The 16,184-nt window shown below is 67.8% G+C and carries 6 protein-coding genes; 5 read left to right on the forward strand and 1 reads right to left on the reverse strand.

The genetic code is table 11. The features are described 5' to 3' along the window. The first annotated feature begins 7 nt into the window (after positions 1-7). The 5 genes from fahA to RZE79_RS31555 all read left to right on the forward strand — a co-directional run bounded on the left by fahA (position 8) and on the right by RZE79_RS31555 (position 13,797). On the forward strand, positions 8-1,282 hold the full coding sequence (gene fahA / locus RZE79_RS31535; RefSeq protein WP_319362176.1) for a fumarylacetoacetase: 1,275 nt from the start codon (positions 8-10) through the stop codon (positions 1,280-1,282). A gap of 142 nt (positions 1,283-1,424) precedes the next feature. After that, positions 1,425-1,889: a LysR substrate-binding domain-containing protein gene (locus tag RZE79_RS31540; RefSeq protein WP_319362177.1), complete on the forward strand. Its 465-nt coding sequence runs from the start codon at positions 1,425-1,427 to the stop codon at positions 1,887-1,889. A gap of 247 nt (positions 1,890-2,136) precedes the next feature. Further along, a complete protein-coding gene (locus RZE79_RS31545; RefSeq protein ID WP_319362178.1) occupies positions 2,137-4,248 on the forward strand; it encodes a sensor histidine kinase in 2,112 nt (703 codons plus the stop codon). Next, the gene (locus RZE79_RS31550; RefSeq protein ID WP_319362179.1) at positions 4,245-4,982 is read left to right on the forward strand and encodes a response regulator transcription factor; all 738 of its coding nucleotides are present in this window, start codon (positions 4,245-4,247) and stop codon (positions 4,980-4,982) included. The genes RZE79_RS31545 and RZE79_RS31550 overlap by 4 nt, the downstream gene beginning before the upstream one ends. A gap of 394 nt (positions 4,983-5,376) precedes the next feature. Next, positions 5,377-13,797, forward strand: a complete 8,421-nt coding sequence (locus tag RZE79_RS31555; RefSeq protein ID WP_319362180.1) for an autotransporter-associated beta strand repeat-containing protein — start codon at positions 5,377-5,379, stop codon at positions 13,795-13,797. A 172-nt stretch (positions 13,798-13,969) separates the two neighbouring features. Here RZE79_RS31555 and RZE79_RS31560 read toward each other — a convergent pair. Continuing rightward, a protein-coding gene (locus RZE79_RS31560; RefSeq protein WP_319362181.1) for an IS3 family transposase occupies positions 13,970-15,509 on the reverse strand; the annotation gives its coding sequence in 2 pieces (ribosomal slippage) (positions 13,970-14,434 and positions 14,436-15,509; 1,539 coding nt in all). Positions 15,510-16,184: the final 675 nt, after the last annotated feature.

Consider the following 16,184-nt stretch of genomic DNA (forward strand, 5'->3'; position numbering starts at 1 on the left):
GACCACCTTGACCGCCCCGTTCGATACGAACTCGCCTGACCTCGTCAGTTGGGTTGAGAGCGCAAACGCCCCCGAAACTCCTTTTCCCATCCAAAATCTTCCCTACGGCAGGTTTAGGCGGGATGCATCTGATCCGTGGTCGATCGGCGTGGCCATCGGGGACCAGGTCTTGGATGTTCATGGCGCCGGGCTCGCCCACAGTTCTGAGATGGGCCACTGGCTGACGTTGAGTCGTGTTCAGCGTCTGGCGCAGCGGGATGCGATCTCGCTGGCTCTGAAGCACGGTAACGACAGCCGAGCGCGCATCGCGCCATGGCTGGTGCCAATGACGGGGGTCGAGCTGGGCCTGCCGTGCGAGATCCGCAACTACAGCGACTTCTTCATCGGCATCCACCATGCGTGCAACACGGGTCGCCTCTCTCGACCCGATACGCCACTGCTGCCCAACTATCGCTGGGTGCCCATCGGCTACCACGGACGCGCGTCATCCATACAAGTCAGCGGGCGAGATTTCGCGCGGCCCAAGGGTCAAGTGAAGCCCGCAGGTGCCGAGGTGCCGTCGATGCGGCAGAGCGACCGGCTGGATTTCGAATTGGAGATGGGCATCGTCATCGCCCGAGGCAACGAGCAAGGCGATGCGATCCCCATCGACGAGGCCGAGGAGCACATTGCAGGCCTGACGCTCTTGAACGACTGGAGTGCGCGTGATCTTCAGGCTTGGGAGGCACAGCCGCTGGGGCCGTTCCTGGCGAAGAGTTTCGCCACGACACTGTCGCCTTGGATCGTGACGCTGGAAGCTCTGGCGCCATTTCGCAGGCCCTTCGTCCGATCAGCCGAGGAACCGCAGCCGCTGCCGTACCTGGAAGGTCAGTCGAGCCGTGAGTTCGGTGCGATCGATGTGACGCTCGAGGTCTGGCTCCAAACGCCGCAGATGCGGGCTCACGGGCAGGGCGGCGAATGCATCGTTCGCACGGGCCTCGCCCAGGCTGCATACTGGACGGTGGCTCAGCTGGTGACGCATCACACCATCAATGGGTGCAACCTGATGCCGGGCGATTTGCTTGGGACGGGGACGCTCTCCGGCGAGGGCGCCGGACAGGCGGCGTGTCTGCTGGAAATCACGCAAGGTGGCAGGCATCCACTGCGACTGGCAAACGGCGAGGAACGTCTGTTCCTGAACGATGACGACACCGTCACATTGCGGGGCTACTGCGAGCTTCCGGGGCGCCGTCGGATCGGCTTCGGGGACTGCACAGCGACCGTGCGCGAGGCGAAGGCTTAGCTCGCCTGGGAGTTACGGGTGGGCTCAGCAGTCATCGGGGCGTATTGAACGCCCGCTTTTGGCCGGAACTGCGTGCTGCGCGAGATGCAGACGCTGGAACAGCTCGAGGCGATCGGCACCGACCCGGATCGAGCTGGGTATCGTGCGGCCGTTTGCCCCCCGCAGCTTTGCCGAATCGGCCGCGATCTTTCGTGAACCCTTCGTGTTCGCGATGCCCAGCGAGCACCGTTTGGCCGGGCAGGCCTGCATGCGCCTGCCGGACTTTGAAGGCGAGGCGTTCATCCAGTTCTGCCCGTCGGAGTCGCGCTATCTCTACGAACTGATCGCCGGCAGGCTGCGTGCTCAGGGCGTCGCGCCAGAAACGGTGCAGACCCTGAGCCACACGCATTCGATCCTGGCCCTCGTGGATGCGGGCGTGGGCGTGGCGCTCGTGCCGCGCTCCGCGCAGAAGCTGGGCTACGCGGGCGTGCGCTTCAGGCCCTTGGATGAGACCGACAGCTTCGATGTCGAAGTTCATCTGGCCTGGCGCCGCCGGGGCCGCCAGGGCGTGGTGGATGCGGTGCGCGTGCTGATCCCGGCGGCGTACCCGGTGCCGGCCAAGGCGTAGCCAATTGCGCCGCAGCGCGCGGCGTGCCTGGGACGTTTGCATGGCTACAGCACGCGCGCCTCTGGCACGAAGCCCGACGGATGAAAGAAAAAGTAAGGTGCAAACTCCGCGGCCGCGCCCCAGAATCCGGTGCGAAGCGGCGGCGCAGACAGCGACGCAGACGGCACTTTCGAGGACTCGGACGGCAACTTTGTTCATCGCGCTCTGCTTGACAAATTTCGGGTTGCGACTCGCTGCGGTCCGCGCGATGGCGGGGCTCGCCCTGTTCCTGCTGGCTTGCCTTGCCATACCGAGCCATGCGCAGGCTCAGCCGCTGAGACTCGATGCCGGATTGGACATCCTCGAGCGCAGCTTCAACGGGCGCCTGAAGGCATACCACGACAAGAGCGGCCTGCTCACGCGCGAACAGGTGGCATCGCCTTCCCATCAGCAGCAATTCAAGACGGTCGAGGGCGTCTTCAACGGCGGCTATGCCAGGGGCGCGTGGTGGGTGCGCTTCCAGATCCAGGCCTCGCCCGAACAGATTGCGCATCCGCTCGAAGGTGGCTGGTGGCTGCGGCTGAACGCGCCGTACGCCGACTACATCGATGTGTGGTGGCCCGACGGCGCAGACGGCGCGAGCGGCGGCTTCACGCACCGCGCGCTTGGCGGGATGCGCGCCGCCTCCGCGCGCGAGCTGCCCTGGTCAATCCCTGCCGTGCGCCTGCCCGACCTGCCCGATACCGAACCGCGCTGGGTCTGGGTGCGGCTGGCGGGCGACCGCTCGCTGACCCTGGCCGGCGGTGTATCGCCGCTGCGCGAGCAGGCCGTGGTGCAGCAGGAGCTGGACTACGTCGACGCGGCCGTCGCTGGCATGGTCCTGCTGATGGCGGTGGTCAGCCTGATGATGGGCATCGCGTTGCCCGACCGGCGATTCATTGCGTACGCCGGTTATCTCCTCACGCTCGCGCTGGTGTTCGGAAGCTCGGAGGGCCTGCCGGCGTCCCTGTGGCTGCAGGACCACCCGTTGGCCGCCGTTCGCCTGCACAACTTCGCGGTCTGCCTGCACAGCGCCGCCGCATTCGGATTCGCCCGCGTGCTGCTGGACATGGAGCGGCAGTTCCCGCGCATGAACCGGGTGTTCCAGGTGATGACGCTGGTTTGCCTCGCGGCCTGTGCGCTCGCCATGGCGGGCTGGTACGGACGCATCGCGCGACCGCTGAACCTGATGTGGGTGGTGTTCGCCGCCTGCATCGTGCCGATGTGCGCCATTGCGCTGCGCCGGAACATCCAGGCCTGGCCGGGATTGGTCGGCTATGCCATCTACCTCCTGATGGGCGTGGCGCACTTTGCGAAGAACCTGCAGTGGTTGCCCTACACGCTGGCCACACAGTCCAGCTATGCGATCGGCAGCATCCTTCACATCATGGCTTTCTTCTTTGCGCTGGGCTGGCGCGTGCGCCATCGCGAGCGACGCGCGCTTGCGCTGTCCCGGCGGCATCGTGCGCGGTTGGCACGGCGGGTGAACGAACGCACCCGCGATCTGCGCCTGGAGATCGCGCAGCACCATCGCACGCACGACCAGCTGGCGCTGGCATTGCGCGAGCAGCGCGGCCTGCTGGCCATGGTGTCGCACGAGTTCCGCACGCCGCTCGGCACGATCGGCGGGGCGGCGCAGATTCTCTCGGACGACCGGCTCGGCCTGGCACGCGAAGAGGTCAAGAAGGAAGCGGAGAAGATCAGCCGTACCGTCTTTCGCATGCGCGATCTGGTGGACACCCTGCTGGCCGACGAATGGCTCCAGGCGTCCAGCAACAACCTGTGCCTGGTGCCTGTCGAGCTCGCGGGTTTTCTGCGCGAGAAGATCGAGGAGCACAACGAAGGCGTGGGTGGCGGGCGGATTTCCCTCGATCTCGATGCGCGCGAACTGCCGGTGCTGGCGGACGAGACGCTGATGCACATCGCCATGGACAACCTCCTGACCAACGCCATCAAGTACTCGCCGCCGCATTCGCCGGTGGTGGTCAGGGCCGGAATCCGGCGCTGCCGCTCCGATGGCCTTTCGGACGACGACGACACCGTGCCGGGCGTCTGCATCCAGGTGTGCGACGAAGGCCCCGGCTTCCTGCTGCAGGACCTCACGCATGTCTTCGAGCGCTTCTATCGCGCGGCCGGCGTGCGGCGGATTCCGGGCATCGGACTGGGCCTGCACATGGTGCACCGCATTGCCACGGTCCATGGTGGAAGCGTGGTCGCCTCCAACGCGAGCGGGCAGGGCGCCGTGCTGACGTTGACCCTGCCGCTGCTCGGAAGCTTCGAGCCGCCGGAAGCGCGCGGCGGAAGCCCTGCGGCGATTCCCGCCTACGGAGGGCTCCGATGAGCGCTCCGGCCCGCGTGCTGGTCATCGAGGACGACGACGACCTGCGCGACACGGTGCTGCGGTACCTGCGCGGCGTGGGCATGTTCGCGAGCGGCCTGGAGAGCGCCGAGGCGCTGGACGCCGAACTCCAGCGGCAGGACTTCGATGCCGTGGTGTGCGATATCAATCTGCCGGGCGAAGACGGCTTCAGCGTACTGGCCCGGCTGAGAGCGCGCAGCGCCATGCGCATCGTGATGCTGACCGCACGCGGCATGGCGAACGATCGCCTGCACGGACTGGGCCTGGGCGCCGATTACTACCTCGTGAAGCCGGTGAACCTGCGGGAGCTCGAGATGGTGCTGCACAACCTGCTGCAGCGCAGCCAGGAAACGCGAGGGCAAATCGCGAGCGACCCCGCTGCGATAGAGGCCGGCGAACCCGCCGCGCAGGCGCCGTGGCGCTATTGCGTGACCACCTGGTTCCTGCTGTCGCCGGCCAGCCAGGGCGTGCAGTTGTCCAGCGCGGAAGCGCGGCTGCTGCAGTGCCTGATCGAGCAGCCGCGCGAAGTCGTGGACCGGGCCACGCTGCTCGCGGCGATGGGGCGCCCCGGGCTGGAAGCCTACGAGCGCAACCTCGACGTCACGGTGTCGCGGCTGCGCCGCAAGGCCGAGCAGGCCACGGGCGAGAAGCTGCCGATCGTCGCGGTGCGCGGCGAGGGCTACAGCTTTCAGGGGAGCGTGCGCATCGAGCGTTGATGCGCCACGGGCCCTGCCGGCGCGTGAAAGCCAATGCATTCCTCTCGCAGGAAAACCCACGGTTTTCCGTAGGTGAAGGCGTGTCCATTGCAAGAAAAAGTAAGGTGCAAATCCGATAGCGGCACTTGAGAATTTCTCTCCAAGCGGCAGCGCAGTGATGCCGCACGCGCCATGCGTCCTTGCGATGGCATGGCGGGAGGAGACCCCCTTGAATAGCACCACGACAGCCCCGCGCGGTCGCCGGCCACATCGAACGAGCCTCGCCTGCTCGTCGATTTCCCGCGCGGCGAGTCCCCCGGCGCCCGGCGCGTGGGGATGACCGCGCCGTCGGCCCGCCGCTTCCGATCTGATTTTTTCGCAGTACCTTGAACACGCTGCGCATGGAGAACCGTTGATGAATACCGCCTACAAGACCCTCTGGAACGCAGCGCTCGGTGCATGGGTCGCCGTGTGCGAAACGGCGCCCGCACGCGGCAAGCGCAGCGGCGGGCGGCGTGCGTCGAGCCGCGCGAGCCTCGTGGCGCCGCTCGTGGCCGTGCCCGCTTTCCTGCTGAGCGGAACGGCCTGGGCGGCGTGCACGCTCACGGGCACCACGCTCGACTGCGCGGGCGTCACGCCCGGCTGGGTCGGCGTGGCGGACGGCGGCACGATCAACAACACGGGAACCATTGCCACGCTCGGCGATGGCACCTGGGCCATCAACGTCGGCTCCAACGTCACGGTCAACAACACCGGCACGATCCATGGCACGGCGGGCGTGGTGACCGGCGGCAACTCGGTGATCAACAACAACGGCGGCACGATCAGCAGTACCGATCGCGCGGTCCAGGTGACCGGCGGACCGGTCACGCTGACCAACTCGAACGGCGGCGTAATCGAAGGGTCCGCGGGCGCCTTGCTGTATGGGGGCGGAACGATCGTCAACACCGGCAACAGCCGCATCACCAGCAACGGCAACTACCTGGGCCTCGGCTTCGGCGGAGGCAGTGCAAACATCACCAACACGGCGGGCTCCACGATCGAGGGCATCTACAGCATCTACGGCCAGGCCACCGCGATCACGCTCGACAACGGTGGCCTCCTGCGAGGCCACGTCGCCCTGGACGGTGGGCTGGTGCAGTGGGTCACGCTTCGCACCGGCAGCCGCGTTCAGGGCAACCTCACCATCGGCAACCGCGCGGGATCGACGCTCACCCTGGCCGGCGCGGGCACGCAGATCCATTCGCAAGCGGTCACCGGCGTCACTGACTTCGGCGGCGACCTGATCAAGAACGACAGCGGCGACTGGATCGTCGACCGCGCCATCGGTCCGCGAACTGCAACAGTCAACGGGGGGGCGCTGGGCTTCGCCTCGGGCGGCTCCTTCGGCACCGGCACTGCCCTGAGCCTGGCCGCAGCGGGCACGATGCTGCACACGGATTCGGGCACTGCCGTCGTCGGCAACCTGACAGGCGTGGCGGGCAGCATGGTGGCGCTCGCGGCCGGTTCCTCGCTGAGGATGGCCGACGACAGCAGCACCACCGTCGCCAGCGATTTCAGCGGCGGGGGAACGCTGATCAAGAGCGGCATCGGCGTGCTCACGCTCAGCGGCAACAACAGCGCCTTCACCGGCAGCTTCACGGCGAACGCGGGCACCTTGCAGGCTGCGAGCGCGCAGGCCATCGGCGGCGCGGCGCTCGGCATCGGCGGCGCGGTCACGCTCTCGAGCCCGTTCGCGCTCGCGTTGAACAACGTCGACCTCATCTCGGGCAGCGGCGTGCTCGACGTGCAGACACCGGGCGCGGTCAGCTTCGGCGGCGTGGTCTCGGGCGCGGGTTCGCTGGACCTGCGCGGCATCGGCGGCACGGTCTCGCTGCTGAACAACAACAGCTATGCGGGCGGCACGCGCCTGGCCGGCAGCACCGTCGTGCTGGGCAGCAACACCGCGCTGGGCACCGGCACGGCCGCGATCGAGGGCAACACCGCGCTGTCGGGCAATGCAGCGCTGACGCTGGGCAACGCCTTCGCGATCGGCAAGTCGAACACGCTGAGCATTTCGGGCCCGGCACTGACGCTCGATGGCCAGATCTCGGGTGACGGCGCCATCGTGAAGCAGGGCGTCGATGTGCTCACGCTGCGCGGCGACAACAGCTACAGCGGCGGCACCACGGTGGCCATGGGCACGCTGAGCGTCAGCAACAAGAGCGGCAGTGCCACGGGCACGGGCGCCGTGCAGGTGCAGTCGGGCGCGGCGCTCGTGGGCAGCGGCGCCATCGCCGGCCCGGTCAATGTGGCCGCGGGAGCCCGCCTGTCGGTGGGCAACGGCGGCGTGGGAGCCCTTGCCACCGGCGCGCTCACGCTCGCGGCAGGCTCGACGCTCGAGATGGAAATGGGCAAGGCCGGCAAGGCCGGCGGCGCGTTCAACGATCTGCTCAACGTCAACGGCGATCTCTCGCTGGCGGGCACGCTCGATCTCGCCCAATCGGCTGGCGGCACCTTCGGTGCGGGGATCTACCGGCTCATCAACTACACGGGCGCGCTCACCGCCAACGCGATGACCATCGGCAGTGCGCCGACGCCGCTTGGATACCTCGCGCTGCAGACGGGCGTGGCCAACCAGATCAACCTGGTCAACACCGGCGGCCTCGCGCTCAACATGTGGGACGGCAACAAAGTCGCGAACTTCAACAACGGCCAGGTCGAAGGTGGCAGCGGCACCTGGCGCGCCGGCTCGCCCGGCGACAACTGGACCGATGCCAACGGCATCGTCAACGCGGGCTGGATCCAGGACGGCCTCGCGGTCTTCACCGGCAAGGCCGGCACAGTCGCGGTGGACAACACGGGCGCAGGTGGCGCGGTGCGCATCGGCGGCGCGCAGTTCGCGGTCGACGGCTACGTAGTCAACGGCGACCCGCTCGCGATCAACGCGGCGAACACCACGGTGCGCGTGGGCGACGGCACCGCCGCGGGCGCGGGCATGACGGCGACCATCAATGCGGCCATCGGCGGCACGGGCGGGCTGGTCAAGGACGACGGCGGCACGCTGGTGCTGACCGGCAACAACAGCTACATGGGCGGTACCTCGGTCAAGGGCGGCATCCTGCAGATCTCGGGCGATGCCAACCTCGGCGCGATCGGCACGGGCCTGGCGCTGGACGGCGGCACCCTGCGCATCGCCACGGGTTCCACGCCGTTCTTCAGCATGCGCAATGTCGCGCTCGGCGCCGGCGGCGGCACCATCGACCTGGGCAACAGCTTCCTCGAGCTGCGCGGCGTCGTCAGCGGCAGCGGCCTCTTTACCGTCACCGGCAAGGGCGGCAGCCTGAGTCTGGTGGCGGCCAACAGCTATAGCGGCGGCACGGTGCTGAAGGACGGCGCGAGCATCGTCGCCAGCGCCGGCGGCGTGTTCGGCGGCGGCGCGGTGCAGCAGCAGGGCGACGGCACGGTGCTGGCCTTCACCAACGCGGCGAGCGCCGGCGGCAACGACTACATCGTGGGACGTGCCGCGACCGCGGACAACGGCAATGTGCTGTCGTTCGCCCAGACCACCACGGCGGCCACTTCGAAGATCACGGTCAATGGCGGGGGCTGGCAGGCGCCGGGCGTGAACATCTTGCGGTTCGGCGGCAGTTCGAGCGCCGGTGCATCGACCATCGTCAATGCGGGCGGTGGGATCGGCTTCCTGGAGACCGCCAGCGCCGGGACGGCGACGATCACGAACGGCAGCAACAGCCTGCTCGTCTTCGGCCAGAAGGCCACGGCCGGCAGTGCGCAGATCGCCAACACGGCCGGCGGCCTTGTGCTCTTTGCCGATACCGCGACGGGCACGAATGCCTCGGTCACCAACGCCGCAGGCGCCACGCTCGATGTGTCGGGCGCGACGGGCGGCAAGCCCGCCGTCGAACTCGGCTCGCTCACGGGCGCGGGCGCCGTGGTGCTGGGCGCCACGCAGCTCGCGCTCGGTGGCCTGGGCAACAGCGACACGATCTCGGGCACCGTCAGCGACAAGGGCAGCATCTTCGCGCAGCCGGGCTCGGGCACGGGCGGCTCGATCGTCAAGGTCGGCGCCGGCACGCTCACGCTGAGCGGCGCCAACAGTTACACCGGCGGCACCACGGTGGCGGCCGGCACGCTCGCCGTGAACAACGTCGGCGGCAGCGCGACCGGCACGGGCGCGGTGCAGGTGCAGTCGGGCGCGACGCTCGCAGGCATCGGCAGCATCGCGGGCGCGGTGAGCGTGGGCAAGGGCGGCCAGTTGTCCGCAGGCAACGGTGGCGCCGGCACGCTGACCTTGGGCAGCCTGAGTCTCGCCGATGGCGCAGTGCTGAACTACGACCTGGGCCAGGCCGGCGTGGCCGGCGGATCGCTCAACGATTTGGTCAACGTCAACGGCAACCTGCAACTGGACGGCACGCTCAACGTGGCGGAATCGACCGGCGGCAAGTTCGGCGCGGGCCTGTACCGCCTCATCAACTACACCGGCACGCTGACCGACAACGGCCTGGACATCGGCACTGCGCCGACCGACGCGAGCAAGATGTCCGTGCAGACCTCGGTGGCGAACCAGATCAACCTGGTGAACAGCAACGGGCTGGTGCTCAACCTCTGGGACGGCGTCAACTCCGGCAACTTCAACGACGGCAAGATCGCCGGCGGCTCTGGCACCTGGCGTGCGGGCGTGCCCGGCGACAGCTGGACCGACGCGAATGGAACCGCCAACGGCACCTGGGTGCAGGGCGGGTTCGCGATCTTCGCCGGCAAGGCCGGCACGGTCACGGTGGACAACACGGGCGCGGGCGGGGCGGTGCGCATCGGTGGTGCGCAGTTCGCTGTCGATGGATACACCATCGACGGCGCAGCGCTGACGATGAACGCCCCGGTCTCGATCATTCGCGTGGGCGACGGCACGGCCGCGGGCGCCAGCATGACCGCGACCATCAACGCGGCCATCACGGGCGCGGGCGGTCTCGTGAAGGATGACGTGGGCACGCTGGTGCTCGGCGGCAGCAACAGCTACACCGGCGGCACCACCGTCAAGGGCGGCACCTTGCAGATCGCCTCCGACGCCAACCTCGGTGCGGCCGCGGGCGGCCTTGCGCTGCAGGGCGGCGCCACGCTGCACGTGACCGGCGACAGCGTCAGTGCGCGCGCCGTGAGCCTGGGCGCGGGCAGCAACACCTTCGACATCGACGCGGTACGTACCGTGGCGCTGAACGGCACCGCGAGCGGCGCGGGCAGCCTGCGCAAGACCGGCGCGGGCACCTTGCGGCTCGGTGCGGCCAACAGCCATGCGGGCGGCACCTTCGTCGATGCCGGCACGCTGGCCACCGAGGTCACCGGTGCGCTGGGCAGCGGCGCGGCGACCGTGGCCACGGGCGCGACGCTGCAACTGGGTGGCGGCTTCGACGCCGGCACCACCGCCATCGGCAACCAGGGCAAGGTGCGCTTCCAGGACAAATCGAGCGCCGGCACATCGACCATCACCAACGCCGCGGGTGGGGTGCTGGCCTTTGCCGGCGACGCCTCGGCCGACAAGGCCACGGTGATCAACCAGGCCGGCGCACAGGTGCGCATCGACCAGGCGACCACCGGCGTGAGCTTCGGCGCACTCAGCGGCGCGGGCGATGTCGTGCTCGGCGCCAAGGCGCTCACGCTGGGCGGCAGCGGCGGCGACAACAGCTTGTCGGGCACCGTCAGCGGCACCGGCGGCTCGGTCGTCAAGATCGGCGCCGGCACGCTCGTGCTGACAGGCGCCAACACCTACACCGGCGCCACCACGGTGGCCGCCGGCACGCTGAGGGTGAACAACACCAGCGGCAGCGGCACGGGCACCGGCAGCGTGCAGGTGCAGTCGGGCGCCACGCTCGCGGGCAGCGGCAGCATCGCGGGCGCGGTCACCATCGCCAAGGGCGGCATCCTCGCCGCGGGCAACAGCCCGGGCACCCTGACGCTCGGCGCGCTCACGCTGGCCGGCGGCTCCACGCTCAACTACGAACTCGGCCAGGCCGGCGTGCCCGGCGGCGCGCTCAACGACCTGATCAACGTCACGGGCAACCTGCAGCTGGACGGCACGCTGAACATCGCGCAGTCGGCGGGGGGCACCTTCGGACCGGGCCTGTACCGGCTCATGAGCTACGGCGGCACGCTGACCGACTTCGGCCTGGACATCGGCACCGCGCCGGCCGGCGCCAAGCTGGCCGACCTGCAGGTGCAGACCTCGGTGGCGAACCAGGTCAACCTGGTCAACCGCGCGGGCCTGTCGCTCAACTTCTGGGACGGCGGCGACAGCAGCAAATACAACGACGGCCAGGTGGCCGGCGGCAACGGCACTTGGCGCCTGGGCAGCCCGCAGCCTTCGCAGGACGGCTGGACCGACATGGACGGCAAGCTCAACGCCAACTGGGCGCAGAACCAGTTCGCCGTGTTCGGCGGCAAGGCCGGCACCGTCACGGTCGATGGGGGCGGCGGGGCGGTGCGCATCGCGGGTGTGCAGTTCGCGGTCGACGGCTACACGGTGCAGGGCGACGGCATCACGCTGGACAACGCCAACTCGGTCATCCGCGTGGGCGACGGCACGGCCGCCGGCGCGAACATGACCGCCACGATGAATGTCGCGCTCTCGGGCACGGGCGGCATCTCGAAGGAAGATGCGGGCCGGCTGATCCTCGGCGGTGCCAACACCTACACCGGCGGTACCACCGTAAAGGGCGGCGTGCTGCAGGGCAGCGCCACCAGCCTGCAGGGCAGCATCGTCAACAACGCCGAGGTCGCGTTCGACCAGGACAAGACCGCCGGCATCTACGCGGGCGTGATGAGCGGCACCGGCAAGCTGCGCAAGATCGGCGCGGGCACCCTGACGCTGGCCAGCGCCAACAGCTACAGCGGCGGCACGCTGGTCGATGCGGGCACGCTCGCCACCGCCACCAGCGGCGCACTGGGCACGGGCGCGGTGAGCATCGCCTCGGGCGCGGCGCTGCAGTTCGGCGGCAAGGCCGATGCGGGCAAGCTCGCCATCGCCAACCAGGGCACGCTGCGGCTGCAGGACGGCGCGAATGCCGCCAGCGCCACGGTGGCCAACGCGGCCGGCGCGCAGGTGCGCATCGACCTCGCCACCACCGGCGCGAGCATCGGCGCGCTCGGGGGCGCGGGCGATGTGGTGCTCGGCGCCAAGGCGCTCACCACCGGCGCTGTCGGCAGCGACAGCACGATCTCGGGTGCCATCACCGGCGCCGGTGGTTCGCTGGTCAAGGTCGGCGCGGGCACGCTCACGCTCGCCGGCACGGCCAGCTACAGCGGCGAGACGCGCGTGGCCGCGGGCACGCTCAAGGCCGGCGCGGCCAACGCCTTCAGCGCTGCGTCGAACGCCGTGGTGGCCAGCGGCGCCACGCTCGACCTCGCGGGCTTCAGCCAGACCGTGGCGGGCCTCGCCAACAGCGGCACCGTGGCACTGGCGGGCGCCGCGCCCGGCACCACGTTGACGGTCAAGGGCAACTACGTCGGCAACAACGGCGTGCTGAAGCTGGGCACCGTGCTCAACGGCGGCGCGGGGCCATCGGACCGGCTGGTGATCGATGGCGGTGCGGCCAGCGGCAAGACCAGTGTGCAGATCGCCAACATCGGCGGCCTGGGTGCGCGTACCAGCGGCGCGGGCATCGAGGTGGTGAGCGCGCGCAACGGCGCGACCACCACCGCGCAGACCACCAAGGACGCCTTCGTGCTCGCAGGCGGCCACGTCGATGCCGGTGCCTTCGAGTACCGGCTGCACGCGGGCGACGCGAGCGGCGGGGGCGAGAACTGGTACCTGCGCACCGAGGCCGAACCGGGCACGCCGGGCAATCCTGGCGGCACCGGCCTGCCGACCTACCGCGCCGAGGCTTCGCTGTTCGCCGCGCTGCCGAACCAGCTGCGCCAGAGCAACCTGGGCATGCTCGCGAGCCGCAGCCAGCGCGTGGGCGACGACGATGTGCGCGGCGGTGCCAGCAGCACTTCGGGCACCGACGGCAGCTACCGCCGCGCCTGGGGCCGGCTGATCTCCACCGACATGGGCATCCGCCAGGGCGGCACCGTCTCGCCGCACAGCGAGGGCCGCCTGACCGGGCTGCAGGCCGGCACCGACCTGTGGGCCAACCCGGATTGGCGCGCCGGCATCTATGTGGGCCAGCTCGACGGCGACGCCCGCGTTCGCGGCGTCGGCAGCGGCCTGCTGAATTCCGCCACCGGCCGCAACGACCTGCGCAGCCAGTACCTGGGCCTGTACGGCACCTTCGCCACCGAAGACGGCTTCTATGCCGACGCGGTGCTGCAGGCCGGCCGCCACCGCTACACGGTGCAACCGCTGCTGAGCGGAGGCGTCGAGGGCAAGGGCAACAGCTTTCTGGCATCGATCGAAGTGGGCAAGGCGTTTGCGATCGGCTCGGGCGGCTGGTCGGTGGAACCGCAACTGCAGTTGATCCACCAGCGGCTGCGGCTGGACGACGTGTCCATCCCGGGCGCGCTCGTGCAGCAGGACGCCGACAGCGGCTGGATCGGCCGCGCGGGCGTGCGCATCAAGGGCAGCTTCGCGACAGGTGCCGGCACGCTGCAGCCGTATGTGCGCCTGAACGTCTATCGCAGCGCCAAGGGCAACGACGTTGCGCGCTTCGTGAACCCGGCGGCGATCACGCCGGTGGGTGCGCCGATCGGCGGCACCAGCACCGAATTGGCCGCGGGCTTCACATTGTCGGTGAGCCAGCGCACGAGCCTTTACGGCGAACTGGGCAAGCAGTGGGCTTCGGGTGGCGACGCGCGCGTAGGCAGCTCCATCAATGCGGCGGCAGGGGTGCGGGTGAAGTGGTGAGGTGAAACGGGACCGGTCAGTCCCGGCGACGACGCGGTGCCGAGGGCGCTACGGCAGTGATTTCCGGCGCTGCAGTTCCGCGGCGACCGCCGAGCCGAGCGTGTGTTGATTGCCGCCGAAAATTGACCCTCTAAACCCAGTAAGGGGGTGCGGATAAAAACTTGGACTGGTTTTATGCCGCAAGTCCAAGGCTCACCCGGTATTCGATAGGGCTGAGAGAGCCAAGAGAGATCTTGATCCGCTTCTCGTTGTACCAGCGGATGTACGAGTCGACCGCCTCGATGAATTGCTCGATGGTGGCGTTCTTCCAGTCTCGAGGATAGAACAGCTCGTTCTTCAGCCGACCGAAGAAGCCTTCGCAAGCTGCGTTATCAGGTGAGCATGCTTTGCGAGACATCGAGCGGGTGAAGTTCGCGTCGCTCATTCTTGATAGCCAACCTGGCCAGCGGTAGTGGCCGCCCCGATCGGAGTGAACCACAGGCCGGTCAGTCGTTTCGGCCACTGTCACGATGGCTGCATCCAGCATCGTGTTGACCAGCTCAGCGTCCGGACTGGTTCCAATGGTCCAGCTGACGACCATTCCATCGAAGCAGTCGATGATGGGCGAGAGGTACACCTTGCCAGCCGGGATCTGGAACATCCGTGATGTCCGTGAGCCATTTCTCGTTGGGGACCGCGGCCTGGAAGTCGCGGTTGATGAGGTTCTCAGGCGCTGGACTGATCTCGCCAAGGTATGACGCATACCTGCGCTTCCTGGGCTTTGGAACAACCAGGCTTTCCTGCTTCATCAACCGCTGCACGACCTTCTCGGAGATCGCGACGTCCTGTCTAGTGAGCGAAGCTTGCAGCCTGCGGTAGCCATAGCAGCGGTGGTTCGACTCAAAGATTTCGGTGATGCATTGCCGCACCTCCAGGTACTTGTCGCCCACCGCTGCACGGGCCCGATGATAGAAGTACGAACTGCGCGCAAGATCCAACTGTGCAAGGAGCTCTGGCAGGCCATAGTGCTCCCTGAGGGCGTCAATCAGCAGTGTCTTCTCCCGGTTGGTCAGGAACTGCAGGTCGACGCCCAAGCCTTTTTTTAACAGTTCGTTGGCCTTGTTCAAGAGGTCCTGCTCAAGGCGAAGTTGCCTGACTTCGCGGCGCAGCGACTCAACCTGGCGCTCGAGCTCGTCGCGCTCTTGCGACGGCGGAGATTGATTGGTGCTTTTCATGGATGCGGGTGCCTCACGTCCCAGAAGTTGGTTCTTCCAGTTGTACAGCGTTGGCCGGCACACTCCGAACTTGTCGGCTACAGCCTGGGCACTTTCCTCACGCGTGCAAAGCTCCATGACTCCCGCTTGCATCAGCTTCCCGGAATACCTTCGTCGCCCCGTACTGCCGACGATAGCCCTTCTGGCCTCAGGAAGGGCCTCGCGAATCCAGGCGGTTAGCTTCCCTCTGCACGGGTGGCCCAGTGCCCTCATGGTGGCAGCAATGCAGCGGTCGTGAGTGAGGTAATGCTCGATAGCTGCCGCCTTTTGCTCCTGCGAGAACTTGGGTCTGCGGCCCGCATAGCCCGCTGGCAAGTCGAGCTTCTGCTGGTATTCGTTGTACCAGCCCTTCAGAGAATTTTTTGTTGGGTAACCTAGCTGACGGATAGTGGGTCTGACGCGTTTGCCGAGCTTGATGTAGAGCTCAACGGCTCGAATCCGATCTTCGTAGGAATACATGAACTACCTCCTGGTAGTCCAAGTTTTTGTCCGCACCCCCTTCCGCCCAAAACAGGAATCCCGTCGGCAGTCATTCTCGATCGGTGAAGCGAGTCAGAACCCTTGAATCACCTGAGCGGCCGAAACGATGCGTCGCACGCGGTGATCGACGTAGTAGCCGCCGTACTCCGTATATCTCAGCACGACGATCGAACAGCTGCGGCATCGGTAGACATCGCACCGATTGAAAGGAAAGAACTGCACCGAGATCGGGGGCGTCGACGGAGTCATAGCGAGTGGCGTGGGGATGAAACTCTTCAAAAGTCGGCTCGTCGACCGATGCGTCTCGCAGTGTGCCCAATGACTCCATGAGGTTGGTCGGCCACCGTTCTTCAGTGAAGCTCTCCCAACTCGCCGCAGCGTGCAAACGGCAGGCACAGTTCGCAGTCAAAGGCGCCTGCTCAGAAAGCTGCGCAAGTCGGCGAAGCTACGACGCATCCAGGTGCTCGCCGCTCATGTCGGAAACCCCTCTGTGTTGCCGCCTTGCCTGTACTCGCTTCGATGGCGCATGAAGCGGTGATATGACATGCGCAGATGCAGTTGCATGACCTGGCGCGCAAGTTCGCCGTCGCCCGCGCGAACGGCCAACGTCAGATCGCGGTGCTGAGCCCGCGTTTATTTGTTCCTTTTTCTTCG

It is taken from the genome of Variovorax sp. EBFNA2, assembly GCF_033802765.1.
Lineage (GTDB): Bacteria > Pseudomonadota > Gammaproteobacteria > Burkholderiales > Burkholderiaceae_C > Variovorax > Variovorax paradoxus_H.

Coding starts and splice junctions, on each gene's coding strand:
- RZE79_RS31545 (WP_319362178.1), top strand. CDS start 2,137: ATGGCGGGGCTCGCCCTGTTCCTGCTGGCTTGCCTTGCCATACCGAGC.
- RZE79_RS31550 (WP_319362179.1), top strand. CDS start 4,245: ATGAGCGCTCCGGCCCGCGTGCTGGTCATCGAGGACGACGACGACCTG.
- RZE79_RS31555 (WP_319362180.1), top strand. CDS start 5,377: ATGAATACCGCCTACAAGACCCTCTGGAACGCAGCGCTCGGTGCATGG.